Raw genomic sequence first — 12339 nt, 5'->3', positions numbered from 1 at the left:
GTGCGCCGTTCCTTCCGAGTGGTCCTACCGCGGTCGGCGGCGCGGCGGCCAGGGGAGGAAGCCGCTGGTCCGCGCCACGTACTCGGTATAGCCTGGACGACCCGCCATGTGCTGTTCCAACAGGCGCTTGCCGCTGCCCTTCGTCAGCAACAGGGTCATCACCACGGGCGAGACGACACTGACGGCCGCCGCGGCGGGCGCGTCGCAGGTCAGCAGGAACAGGCCCCACCACACGCAGAAGTCACCGAAGTAGTTGGGATGCCGGGTGTAGCGCCACAGCCCCCGGTCCATGATCCGGCCCTTGGCCGCCGGGTCGGCCTTGAACCGGGCGAGCTGGGCGTCGCCCACCGCCTCGAAGACCAGCCCGACGGCCCACAGCGCGCCACCCGCCCAGGCGAACCCGCTCATCGGCCCCGGCACGTATCCCGCGGCCTGGACCGGCAGCGACACCAGCCAGACGAGCGCGCCCTGGAGCAGATAGACCATGCGCAGGGCGTAGAGGTTCCGGCTGCCCGGCGCCTTCGCCAGCAGCCGCTCGTAGCGCGGATCCTCACCGTGCCCGCGGCCGCGCCGGGCGATGTGCACGGACAGCCGGACGCCCCACACCGCCGTCAGCACGGTCACCAGCACCCGGCGGCCGGTGTCGCCGCTGCCCGCCGACGCCACGAAGCTCACCAGGGCCACCGCCGTGAAGCCGAGCCCCCACGCGACGTCGACGATCCGGTGCAGCCCCTTGCGCAGCGCCACGGCGAAGGTGGCGAGCAGCACGGCGAGCGCGGCGGCGGCCGACCAGCCGAGGCCCGCCGCGAACTCCGCCCAGGGAAAGCCGTTCACAGCTCCGCCAGTCCCGTGTACCAGTCCTGCTGTGTCGCGGGCATCGCGGCGTGGCCGTCGGCGGTCGGCCGGACCGCGAGGATCTGGTCGACCCCCATGCGCCGCTCGTCGAACGCCAGGGCGCCGCCGACCAGATACAGCCGCCACACCCGGGCCGTCTCCTCGCCGACGAGCCGCACGACGTCGCTCCAGCGCTCCTCCAGCGTGCGGTGCCAGGCCTCGACCGTGCGCACGTAGTGCTCGCGCAGCGACTCCGCCGACCGCACCTCCAGACCGGCCGACTCCAGCAGCGCCACGGTCTCGCCCAGCGGCCGCATGTGCATGTCCGGGGCGATGTACGCCTCGATGAAGGCACCGCCGCCGGGGGCCACGGTCCCGCGCGACATCTGCTGCACCAGGACCCGCCCCGCGGGCCGCACCAGCCGGTGCAGGGACGCGGCGAACGCGGGGTACTCGGCGTCGCCGACGTGCTCGCCCATCTCGACGGTGGCGACCGCGTCGTAGCCGCCGCCCGTGATGTCGCGGTAGTCCTGGCACACCACGTCGACCCGGTCGCCGAGACCCCGCTCGCGCACCTGTTCCCGTACATGTGCTGCCTGTTCGGCGGCGAGCGTCACTGCCGTCACCCGTGCTCCGTGCCGCTCGGCCGCGTACAGCGTGAGCGAACCCCAGCCGCAGCCGATGTCGAGCAGCCGCGCGCCCTCCACCAGGCCCAGCTTGCGGCAGATCAGTTCCAGCTTGGCGCGCTGCGCGTCGGCGGCGCCGAACTCCGGTGCGTCGGACGCCCAGTAGCCGCACGAATAGGCCATCGTCTCGTCGAGCAGCAGCCGGTAGAACGCGTTCGACAGGTCGTAGTGGTGGCTGATGGCGGCCCGGTCGCGGGACCTGCTGTGCAGGACGCCGCGCAGCCGCGCCTGGGAGGCGGGCGGCGCAGGCGGCGGGCCCGCCGCTCCCAGCAGGGCGGCCGTGCGCGCCGCGCGGGCCCGCTCGGCGAGCGTGAGACGGGGCGGGTGCAGCCGGCGCTCCCTCGTCGCCGCCCACATGGCGCGCAGGCCGGTCGCCAGATCGCCCTCGACGTCGATCTCACCGGTCACGTAGGCCTGTGCGAGGCCCAGTTCGCCCGGCTGCCACAGCAGCCGGCGCAGCGCCCGGCGGGACCGTACGACGACCACGGGAGCGTCGACGGGGCCCGCCTCGGCACCGTCCCAGGTGCGCAGCCGGACCGGGAGCGGCCCGCCGAGCGCGGTCGCGGCGAGGGCGGCGAGCCGGTGGGCGGCGCCGGTCCGGACGGGACGTGCGGTGGTCATCGCGCGGATTCCTCCTTGGTGAACACGTACTGCTGGACGTCGAGGTATCCGGAGCGGAACCCGGCCTCGGAGTAGGCGAGATAGAACGTCCACATGCGGCGGAACGTCTCGTCGAAACCCAGCGCGTCGACCTCGGCCGCGCGCTCGGTGAACCGCTCGCGCCACAGGCGCAGCGTCTCGGCGTAGTGGGCGCCGAAGCCGTCCCGGCGCGCGACGGTGAGCCCGGTGTGCTCGCCGACGACCTCCGCCACCGCCTCCACGGACGGCAGCAGGCCGCCGGGGAAGATGTACTTCTGGATCCAGGTGTACGTGGATCCGCTGGCCAGCATCCGGTCGTGCGGCATCGTGATGGCCTGGAGCGCGACCCGGCCGCCCGGGGCGAGGCGGGCGTCGAGCGTGCGGAAGTACACGGGCCAGAACTCGGCGCCGACGGCCTCGATCATCTCGACGCTCACGACGGCGTCGTACGTGCCCTTCGCCTCGCGGTAGTCGCACAGCTCGACCGCGATCCGGTCGGCGAGCCCGGCCGCCGCGATCCGCTCGCGCGCCAGGTCGCGCTGCTCGTGGGAGAGGGTGAGCGTGGTGACGCGGGCGCCGCGGGCGGCGGCGCGCAGCGCCAGTTCGCCCCACCCGGTGCCGATCTCCAGCACCCGGGTGCCCTCGCGCACCTCGGCCAGGTCGAGCAGCCGGTCGATCTTGCGGCGCTGGGCGTCGGCGAGCAGGCTCCACTCGGCGGGCAGCGCCCGGAAGACGCCCGACGAATAGCTGAGGGTCTCGTCGAGGAACAGGGCGAACAGGTCGTTGGACAGGTCGTAGTGGTGGCTGATGTTCTCCCGGGAGCCGTCCGGGCTGTTGCGCTGGGCGGCGGGCCGGCGCGTCGCCCACAGGCCGCGCAGCCGCTGCAAGGGGGCGGGCACCAGATCGGCCGCGTGTGCCGCGAGCACCGTCAGCACCGCCACCAGATCGGGGGCGTCCCACTCCCGTGCCAGGTAGGACTCGCCGAACCCGATCAGACCGTTCCGGCCGATCCTGGCGTGGAAGTCCCGCGGCCGGCGGACCTCCAGGAGCGGGCCGCCCCGGCCGAGCTCGGTGCCGTCGGCGAACCGGACGCGCAGCGGCAGCCGCTCCAGCGCCCGGCGTACGACGGCCGCGGCGACGGCGGTGCGGGCCCGTGAGGTCCGGGGCGGCGCCGCGACGTCCGGCCAGCGGACCGGATCCACGGCAGGCGGCCGCGTCGTGCCGCGGAAGGCTGTGGTCGAGGGGGAGTCGTCTGTTCTCATCGCTGGTTCTCCGGGCATCGTCGTGGAGCGGGCCGGGGCTGGACCGGAAGCCCGCGCAGATACAGGCGCACGCCGTGCAGCCGGATCGCGGCGGACACGGCGAGCGTCGACCACGGCCGGCGCACGGCCAGCCGCAGCAGGGTCCGCGCCCGCACGTCCCGCCGCGCACCGCGAACGGTCGCGGTGAAGGGCCGGCCGCCCTCCCGCTCCAGCCGCACGGTGAGGTCGACCCGGCCGCCGGGGGCGGGCAGGCGCATGCGGTAACGGCCGTCGACGGGGAAGAACGGCGAGACGTAGAACTCCTTGCCGGTCGTCGCCCGGCCCGTGCCGTCGGGGTACAGCAGATAGTTGTGCCGCTCGCCGTACGTGTTGTGGACCTCGGCGACGACACAGCGCTGCGCGCCGTCCGGGCCGTGGCACCAGTAGAGGGTGAGCGGGTTGAACACGTACCCGAGTACCCGCGCGTGAGCGAACATCAGCACCTTCCCGCCCTCCAGATCCACCCCGTGCTCCGCCAGGAAGGCGTCGAGGCCGGCGCGGACGGTCGGCGCCCGGCCCGTGAAGTGGTCCCGGGGGTCGAACCGCGCCAACGGACGCAGCAGGAGCGGAAGTTCCGGCGGGTGGTCGGGGTCGATGAGCCACATGTAGGTGCGGTGCCGCAAGGTGTAGCGCCGCGGCGCGGTGCGTACGTGGACGACCGCGACGTCGTAGAGGGCGGGCGCGGCCGTCACCAGCGCACCCCCAGCGCCGCGGCGGCCACCGCTCCCGAGCGGCAGCCGTCCTCGTGGAATCCCCAGCCGTGATAGGCGCCCGCGAAGGCCGAGACGCCGGAGTCCAGTTCGGGCAGCCGCTCCTGCGCGGCGACCGACTCCGGTGTGTAGACGGGGTGTTCGTACACCATGCGGGCCAGCACCCGGTCCGGGGCGACCCGGTCCTCGCCGCCGAGCGTGACGACGTAGGTCTCGGGTGCGTCGAGGCGCTGCAGCCGGTTCATGTCGTAGCTGACCCGCACCCGGTCGGCGCCCGCCGCGCAGGACGGCATCAGATAGTTCCACGAGGCGCGGGCCCGCCGGGCGCGCGGCAGCAGCGCGGTGTCGGTGTGCAGCAGCGTGGTGTTGCGGGAGTAACGGAAGGCGCCGAGGACTGTCTTCTCGTCCGGTGTGGCGTCGGCCAGCAGGTTCAGGGCCTGGTCCGGGTGCGTGGCGATCACCACGGAGTCGTACGAGGCGGTGGTGCCGTCCTCCGTGGTGACGTCGGCCCCGTCCGGGTGCCGGCGCACAGCCCTGACCGGCGTCGCGAGGCGCACAGCGTGCACGCCGCCGGCCACCCGGTCGACATAGCTGCGGGAGCCGCCGGTGACCGTGCGCCACGTCGGCGACCCGCTCACCGAGAGCATCCCGTGGTGCCGCAGGAACCGGAACAGGTACACCGCCGGGTAGACCTGGGCGGTGGCGGCGTCGCAGGACCAGACCGCCGAGACGAGCGGGGTCATGAAGTGCGTACGGAAGTACGCGGAGAAGCCCTCGCGGTCCAGGAAGCCGCCCAGCGTGAGCGCGCAGCCGGGATCCTCGTCGAGCAGGCGCCGGGCCGCGCGGTGGAAGGCGGGCACTTCGGTGAGCAGCCGCAGATAGGGCCCGCGCACGGCGTTGCGTGGGCGGGCGAACAGTCCGCCCGGGCCCCGGGCTCCGGCGTACTCCAGGCCGCAGCCGTCGCACCGCACCGACATGCTCATCTCCGACTCCTGGGTGGCGACGCCGAGTTCGGCGAACAGCCGCAGGAGGTGCGGGTAGGTGGCGCGGTTGTGCACGATGAAACCCGAGTCGACGCGGTGCCGCGCACCGTCTGGCGAGGTCACCTCGTGAGTGTGGGCGTGCCCGCCGAGCCGGTCGTCGGCCTCGTACAGGGTGACGTGGTGCGTGCGGCCCAGGACGTGCGCGGCGGTGAGCCCCGCCACGCCGCTGCCGATCACGGCGGTGCGCCGCTGCCCGGCCTCCCCGGGACCCTGCCCCGATATCGACGTCATCGCCTCTCCTCCCCGGCGACCGCGGGCGCGGTCTCACTGATGATCCGGAGCGGGCCGGGCGGCGGATTGGTGGAGGGCGCGCCACTCCGTGAAAAGGGTGGTGAACAGGGGCGCACGAGGTCGCGGAGCCGGGGATCACGGACGGCGTCGATAGGGTGAGCGGGTGGACAACCGTGAACCCCGAAGGGCGCCCGTCGCAGGCGGCGGCGCAGGCGCTGCGGACCACACGTCCGCGCCCTCCCACCCGGACCTGCGCGCCCTCGCCGTCGAGCTGCGCCGCCTCAATGGCGAACTGAACCGGATCGTCCACGCCTTCGCGGCCGGACAGGAGCTGCATCCCACGGACGTCCAGGCGCTCGCCGCCATCCTGGACTCCGACACCCCGCTCACCCCGAGCCTGCTGCGGCAGCGGCTCGGCCTCACCTCCGGCGCGGTCAGCGCCTGCGTCGACCGTCTGGAGCGCGCGGGACACGTCAAGCGGGTCCGCGAGAGCGCGGACCGGCGGGTCGTCCACCTGCACTACGTGCCGAGCGCGCAGGCGCAGGCCCGCAAGCACTTCGCCCCGCTCGCCGAGGCGACCGAGCGGGCCCGGCGCCGCTTCGACGAGCCCGAACTCGCCGTCGTCCTGCGCTTCCTGAACGTCCTCAACGAAGAACTCGCCGAGACCCGGAGCGGTCCCCGGGGCTGATCGGCGACCGCCGCATCCGATCGGCGCGCACGGGACGAATGATGGGCACGGAACCCCGCGCCGGAGACTTTTAGCTCAATCATTAAGATACTTTGGCGTTGAGATTCCTGAGTTTTTAGAGATCCCCGCTGTCGCTGCTCTGGGAGAACCATGTCCCGCACCCTCCGAGGTCCTCGGTGGCTCGTGCCTCTTGTCCTGCTGTTCGTCTGGCTCGCCGTGGGCGGCACCCTGGGCCCCTACGCCGGGCGCCTGGGCGAGGTCTCCACCAACGACCAGGCCGCGTTCCTGCCGCGCAGCGCCGAGTCGACCCGGGTGATCGACGCACAGCGCGCCTTCCAGGAGGACGAGACGCTTCCCGTGATCGTCGTCTGGACCGCCGACGACGAGGGCGCCCTCGACAGCGCGCAGCGCGGCGCCGCCACCCGGGCGCTGGCGGCGCTGAAGGGCACGCCGGGAGTGGTCGGCCAGGTCTCGCCCGCGATCCCGTCGAGCGACCGGAAGGCACTGGAGGGAGTCGTCCAGCTCCGGCCCGACCTCGGCGACGACCTGGCGCCCACCCTCGACCGGATCTCCGCACGCGCGGACGCCGTCGGCGGAGCCACCGCCGTCCTCGCCGGACCGGCCGCCAGCCAGGCCGACCTCTCCGACGCCTTCGCCGGGATCGACGGGCTGCTCCTCGGCGTCGCCCTGATCACGGTCCTCGTGATCCTCCTGCTGGTCTACCGCAGCGTCCTGCTGCCCTTCGTGATCATCCTCGGCGCGGTGTTCGCCCTGGGAGTCGCCTGCGCCGTCGTCTACGTCCTCGCCGACCACGACATCGTCCGGGTCGACGGCCAGGTCCAGGGCATCCTGTCGATCCTGGTGATCGGCGCGGCGACCGACTACGCCCTGCTGCTCACCGCCCGCTACCGCGAGGAACTGGCCGCGGGCGAGAACCGGTTCACCGCGATGCGCGCCGCCCTGCGCCGCTCCACCGGAGCCGTCGTCGCCAGCGCCGCCACGGTCGCGCTCGGCCTGCTCGCCCTGCTGCTCAGCGACCTCACCAACAACCGGGCCCTCGGTCCGGTGGGTGCCATCGGCATCGTGTGCGCGGTGCTGACCACCCTCACCTTCCTGCCGGCGGCCCTGGTCCTGCTCGGCAACGCCGCCTACTGGCCCGCACGGCCCAAGCCGGCGGAGGCCGCGGGCGGCGGCCACGGCGTGTGGCGGCGCATCGCCGGCACCGTCGGCCGGTCGCCGCGCCGGATCTGGGCCGTCGCGCTGATCGGCCTCCTGGCCTGCGCCGCCTTCGCCCCGACCCTGAACTCCAAGGGCGTGCCCCTCGACGAGATCTTCGTCAACGACGCGCCGTCGGTCACCGCGCAGGCCACCCTCGCCGAGCACTTCCCGGGCGGCTCCGGCAACCCCGCCGTCGTGATCGCGAACGCCGACCGCGAGACGCGGATCGTCGAGCGGGCCGAGGCGGTCCCCGGGGTCGCCGACGTGACACCGGTGACCGGGCAGGGCCGCCCCGGCTCCGGGCAGGCCCGGGTCGTGGACGGCAGGATCCGCGTGGACGTCACGCTCAAGGACGCCGCCGACAGCGACGCCGCCAAGGCCACAGTCGCCCGGCTGCGCACCGCCCTGCACGGGATCGACGGCGCCGACGCCCTGGTCGGCGGCTACACCGCCCAGCAGTACGACACCCAGCGCACCGCCGAACACGACCGCGCACTGATCGTCCCCGTGGTCCTCGCGATCATCCTGGTCATCCTCGTCGGACTGCTGCGCTCCGTCCTCATGCCGGTGATCCTGGTGGCCACGGTGGCGCTCAACTTCGCCGCCACGCTCGGCATCTCCTCGCTGGTGTTCCGGCACGTCTTCGGCTTCTCCGGCACCGACGCCTCCGTGCCCCTGTACGGGTTCGTGTTCCTCGTCGCGCTCGGGGTGGACTACAACATCTTCCTGATGTCCCGGGCCCGCGAGGAGTCCCTGGAACACGGGGCGCGCGAGGGCATCCTCAAGGCGCTCGTCGCCACGGGCGGGGTGATCACCTCGGCCGGTGTCGTGCTGGCCGCGACCTTCGCCGCCCTCGGCGTCATCCCGCTGGCCTTCCTCGTCCAGATCGCCTTCATCGTCGCCTTCGGCGTGCTCCTCGACACCCTGGTCGTCCGGTCGCTGCTGGTTCCCGCGCTGGTCAGGGACATCGGACCGAAGTCCTGGTGGCCGAGCCGGCTGAGCAAGGAATGACGATCCGGATCATGTGCAACCAACAGGGCGAATCGGGACGAAGTGATGTCAGGGAGGGGTGACGGACGACCCGACGTGGTGGACCAGAAAGGTGCCCGCATCATGGAACTCAAGGACGAACTTCCCGTCGATCACAAACTGTCCCAGGTGTACCGGTGGGGCGCCGCGTTCTGCGGCGTCGTGCTGCTCGTCTTCGGCTGCCTCGGCTTCGCCGATCAGCTGAGCCCGTTCGACACGGACGGCAGCCACATCGCGGGCATGTCCACGAACGGCGTCCTCAGCCTCGTCTCGGTCGTCGTCGGAGTCGCCCTGATCGCCGGGGCCGTCATCGGGGGCAATGTCGCCTCCACGCTCAACATGGTCGTGGGCACCCTGTTCCTGATCAGCGGCTTCGTCCACGTCTTCATCCTGGACAAGGGCGCGAACGTGCTCGGCTTCGGCATGACCAACGTCATCTTCAGCTTCGTCATGGGCCTGGTGATTCTCACGTTCGGGATGTACGGCCGGGTGTCCAGCCGGCTGCCCCACGACAACCCCTACTGGCGCCGCCGGCACCCCCGGGAGGCGGCGCGGGAGGCCATCGCCCGCCGGAGCCTGCCCGCCGGCGGCACCCCGACGGGCTCCCGCACCTGAGCTACAGCTGGTCGCGGATCATCTCCCAGAGTTCCGCAGGAGGCCGCACCGGGTCCGTCGTACCGGCCCGGGCGGCCTCCGTCACGCGCAGGAACTGCGCGAGCGTCGACCGGCACGACGCGCAGTCGCGCACATGCTCCTCCGTCGCCTCCGGCAGGCCACCGTCGAGGGCGAACAGCGCGAGATCCCCGGGCGACGGGTGATGGATCTGAGAACCGGCTGACATCGGTCACCTCTGACGGCGGAAGCTGACGAAGCACGGCGGTTCCGTGGATCGGACAAAGTCGTGTCAACCAGCGTTCAGCTCACCGGGCCGTCGCGGATGCAGTCCCCACCGCGTGAGGTGCCCCGTCGGCCGAGCGCGACGGGCGCCACGCACCGCTGCCGCCGCCGTCAGGACACGGTCAGCCCCACAGACGGCGCTCCTCCTCCCGGGGCGCGTGCACCACGTGCGGGCCGTCGGCGCCGAAGGTCATGACGGGCCGGCCGGCGTCCCACCGGGGCCAGCCAGGGTCGCCCGTGGTGGCGAACGCGACCCAGGCGCCGTGCATCGCGTCGGCCAGTTCCTGCGGAGCACCGTCCCCGGTGAGCAGGCGGCTGTCCGCCGTGCCGAGCGTGTCGAAGACGAAGCCGATCTCCAGGGCGTGGCAGGCGCCGAGCCGCCGCACGGGCGACGGCCATGCGAACTCGTAGAGGAAGGTGCCGCCGGGGCGGCCCGTGCGGGCGTCGGCGAGCCGGTTGAAGGGGACCCGCAGCAGGGTGTCGGTCGCGAGGGCGCCGAGGATCTCGCCCGGTGACGCGCCGGGCCGACCGGCACGGTAGACGCGCGGGGCACGCCACGGGACCCGCTGCTTGAGCACGGCGGCCCGCAGCGTGACCCGGCCGATCCGGTCGACGAGGCCACTGGGCACGAACCACAGGCGGTACTCGTCGGTGTTGCTGCCGAGGAGCACGTCGACGCCGTCGGCCGCGCCCCGCGCCAGCGCCGTGGCGGGATCCTCGGGGACGATGTCACCGTCGACGACGATCTGGAAGCCGAGACCGCCGGTCAGCGGATTTCCGCGCCGGGTGACCTCCCGCTGGGCGGCGAGCAGACGGCCGGGCTCGGCAGCGGCGAAGGCCGCCGCAGTGGCCTCGATGCCGAGCTGTTCGGCGATGGCGGAGGTGGTGCGCGCGGCGGAGTCCCGGGACACGGCCGAAGGCGCGCCGCTCTGCAGCACCGCCCGGTGGAAGAGCCCCTTCGCGTGCGGACTCGCCAGCAGGGCGCCGATGCTGATGGCGCCCGCGGACTCACCGAACACGGTCACGTTGTCCGGATCGCCGCCGAAGGCGCGGATGTTCTCCCGCACCCAGGCGAGCGCGGCCAGCTGGTCGCGCAGCCCGAGATTGGCCGGGGCGTCGGGGAAGACGCCGAACCCTTCGATGCCGAGGCGGTAGTTGAGGGAGACGAGCACCACGCCGTCGCGGGCGAAGGCCCGGCCGTCGTAGACCGGGACGGCCGAGGAGCCGTTGCGCAGGGAGCCGCCGTGGATCCAGACCATGACCGGCCGCGGACCGCCGTCCGCCGCGGGCGTCCACACGTTGAGGTTGAGCCAGCCGTCGCCGGGCACGTCCGGGTCGGGCAGCAGCGCGTCCAGCGGTGCGGCGTACGGGTTCTTGGGGGCGGTGGGGCCGAAGTCGGCGGCCTCCAGGATCTCGTCCCAGGGCTCGGGCGGCTCCGGCGGCCGCAGCCGCAGCGGGCCCACCGGAGGTGCCGCGTACGGGATGCCCAGGAAGACGGTCACCCCGTCCTCGGCGCGGCCGCGCACCGGCCCGTACGCGGTCTCGACGACGCTCATCCGCACTCCTTCTGCAGTTCCCGCTTGAGGATCTTGCCGCTCGGGCCGAGCGGCAGCTCGCTCAACAGGCGGACGACGCGCGGATACTTGTGCCGGCCGAGCCGTTCGCGGGCCCAGGCGACGATGTCCTCGCCGCTGTCCGTGGCGCCCGGCCGCAGCACGACGGCGGCACACACCTCCTCGCCGCGCTGCTCGTCGGGCAGGCCGATGACGCTGACCTGGGCGATGGCCGGGTGCCGGGCGAGCACCTCCTCGACCTCGCGCGGATAGACGTTGAAGCCGCCGCGGATGATGAGGTCCTTCTTGCGGTCGACGATGCTGAGGCGCCCCTCGGCGTCCCGCACCCCCAGGTCGCCGGTGCGGAACCAGCCGTCGACGACGGCGGCCGCGCTCGCCGCCGCGTCGTCGAGGTAGCCCGCGAAGATGTTGTGGCCGCGCAGCACGACCTCCCCGACCTCGCCGTCCGGGAGCAGCACGGTGCGGTCGTCGGTCTCGGCGTCGGCGATGCCCGCCTCGACCCCCCAGATCGGATGCCCGACCGTGCCGGGCCTGCGGCCGAACGCCGGCTGGTTGAAGGTCGCCGCCGGAGACGTCTCCGTCAGCCCGTACCCCTCCAGGAGCATGGTGGCGAAGGTGGTCTCGAAGCGTTCGAAGAGCGCGACGGGCAGCGCCGCACCGCCCGAGACGGCCATCCGCAGCGCGGGCCGCCGCTCGTCCCGGTCGGCCGCCTCGACGAGCGCGTGATACATCGTCGGTACGCCCATGAAGACCGTGACCCCCTCGCGCACCATCAGCTCCAGCGCGCCCGGCCCGGTGAAACGCGGGCACAGGACGAGCGTCGAACCGGCGCGCAGGGCGGCGTTCATGGCGCAGGACTGGCCGAAGCTGTGGAACAGCGGCAGACAGCCCAGGACCACGTCGTCCGGGGTCAGGGCGAACAGGTCCTGCGCGCAGACCGACGCGTTCATGACCAGATTGGCGTGGGTGAGCAGGGCGCCCTTCGGCCGGCCCGTGGTGCCGCTGGTGTACAGGATCACCGCGGTGTCGTCGGCGTCGCGCGGCTCGGCGCCGGACAGCTGCTCGTCGTCGCCGTCGGTCTGTACGTGCAGCACCTCCACCCCGGCCGCGTCGGCGGCGGCCCGCGCCACCGGACCGTACGGCTCGGCGGTGACGATGGCCCGGCAGCCGCTGTGCTCCAGCACATGGACGACCTCGTCCGCGACGAGCAGGGCGTGCACCGGCACCACGGTCCCGCCGGCGGCCAGCACCGCGTAGTAGGCGCGCGGGAAGTCGACGGTGTTGGGCAGCAGCAGCGCGACGCGGTCGCCGGGCCCGATGCCGTGGGCCCGCAGCCGGGCGGCGAAGCGGAGCGCTTCGCGCCACAGCGTGCGGTAGCTGACGCGGACGTCGCCGTCGACGACCGCGATGCGGTCGCCGTGGCGGGCGGCGGATTCCTGAAGGACGGTGGCGACGCTCAGTTGCACAGCGGCTCCCTTGCATGTGTGCA

11 protein-coding genes are annotated in these 12339 nt (G+C 73.2%); 3 read left to right on the top strand and 8 right to left on the bottom strand.

The window, feature by feature from the left end:
- Positions 1 to 24 precede the first annotated feature (24 nt).
- The 5 genes from ABII15_RS03870 to ABII15_RS03850 are packed head-to-tail and all read right to left on the bottom strand — an operon-like array spanning position 25 to position 5444.
- A complete protein-coding gene (locus tag ABII15_RS03870) occupies positions 25 to 834 on the bottom strand; it encodes a DUF1295 domain-containing protein (RefSeq protein ID WP_353940840.1) in 810 nt (269 codons plus the stop codon).
- A complete protein-coding gene (locus ABII15_RS03865; protein ID WP_353940839.1) occupies positions 831 to 2141 on the bottom strand; it encodes a cyclopropane-fatty-acyl-phospholipid synthase family protein in 1311 nt (436 codons plus the stop codon). The genes ABII15_RS03870 and ABII15_RS03865 overlap by 4 nt, the downstream gene beginning before the upstream one ends.
- On the bottom strand, positions 2138 to 3421 hold the full coding sequence (locus tag ABII15_RS03860; protein ID WP_353940838.1) for a cyclopropane-fatty-acyl-phospholipid synthase family protein: 1284 nt from the start codon (positions 3419 to 3421) through the stop codon (positions 2138 to 2140). The genes ABII15_RS03865 and ABII15_RS03860 overlap by 4 nt, the downstream gene beginning before the upstream one ends.
- Positions 3418 to 4152, bottom strand: a complete 735-nt coding sequence (locus ABII15_RS03855) for a DUF1365 domain-containing protein (RefSeq protein WP_353940837.1) — start codon at positions 4150 to 4152, stop codon at positions 3418 to 3420. The genes ABII15_RS03860 and ABII15_RS03855 overlap by 4 nt, the downstream gene beginning before the upstream one ends.
- Positions 4149 to 5444 (bottom strand): FAD-dependent oxidoreductase, encoded by a 1296-nt coding sequence (locus ABII15_RS03850; RefSeq protein ID WP_353940836.1) that lies wholly within the window; start codon positions 5442 to 5444, stop codon positions 4149 to 4151. Before ABII15_RS03850 ends, ABII15_RS03855 begins: the two co-directional genes overlap by 4 nt.
- Positions 5445 to 5694: 250 nt before the next feature.
- On the opposite strand from ABII15_RS03850, the gene ABII15_RS03845 reads away from it, so the two are divergent.
- The 3 genes from ABII15_RS03845 (at position 5695) to ABII15_RS03835 (ending at position 8994) form a co-directional block, all read left to right on the top strand.
- A complete protein-coding gene (locus tag ABII15_RS03845; RefSeq protein ID WP_353946954.1) occupies positions 5695 to 6132 on the top strand; it encodes a MarR family winged helix-turn-helix transcriptional regulator in 438 nt (145 codons plus the stop codon).
- 150 nt (positions 6133 to 6282) lie between these two features.
- Complete coding sequence (locus ABII15_RS03840; RefSeq protein WP_353940835.1) at positions 6283 to 8361, top strand: MMPL family transporter; 2079 nt, start codon at positions 6283 to 6285, stop codon at positions 8359 to 8361.
- Positions 8362 to 8463: 102 nt separating this feature from the next.
- Positions 8464 to 8994 (top strand): DUF4383 domain-containing protein, encoded by a 531-nt coding sequence (locus ABII15_RS03835; protein ID WP_353940834.1) that lies wholly within the window; start codon positions 8464 to 8466, stop codon positions 8992 to 8994.
- A 1-nt stretch (position 8995) separates the two neighbouring features.
- Here the strand turns inward: ABII15_RS03835 and ABII15_RS03830 are convergent, their stop codons facing one another.
- The 3 genes from ABII15_RS03830 to ABII15_RS03820 all read right to left on the bottom strand — a co-directional run bounded on the left by ABII15_RS03830 (position 8996) and on the right by ABII15_RS03820 (position 12316).
- The gene (locus tag ABII15_RS03830) at positions 8996 to 9220 is read right to left on the bottom strand and encodes a hypothetical protein (RefSeq protein WP_353940833.1); all 225 of its coding nucleotides are present in this window, start codon (positions 9218 to 9220) and stop codon (positions 8996 to 8998) included.
- Between the two features lie 178 nt (positions 9221 to 9398).
- The gene (locus ABII15_RS03825) at positions 9399 to 10832 is read right to left on the bottom strand and encodes a carboxylesterase family protein (protein WP_353940832.1); all 1434 of its coding nucleotides are present in this window, start codon (positions 10830 to 10832) and stop codon (positions 9399 to 9401) included.
- Positions 10829 to 12316 carry a long-chain fatty acid--CoA ligase gene (locus tag ABII15_RS03820; protein ID WP_353940831.1) on the bottom strand — a complete coding sequence of 496 codons (1488 nt, stop codon included), beginning with the start codon at positions 12314 to 12316 and terminating at the stop codon, positions 10829 to 10831. Before ABII15_RS03820 ends, ABII15_RS03825 begins: the two co-directional genes overlap by 4 nt.
- Positions 12317 to 12339: the final 23 nt, after the last annotated feature.

The sequence above is a fragment of the Streptomyces sp. HUAS MG91 genome (assembly GCF_040529335.1).
In the GTDB taxonomy this organism is placed as follows: domain Bacteria; phylum Actinomycetota; class Actinomycetes; order Streptomycetales; family Streptomycetaceae; genus Streptomyces; species Streptomyces tabacisoli.
Note: the sequence above shows the minus strand (reverse complement) of the source record. Positions and strands in the feature narration are given on the sequence as shown.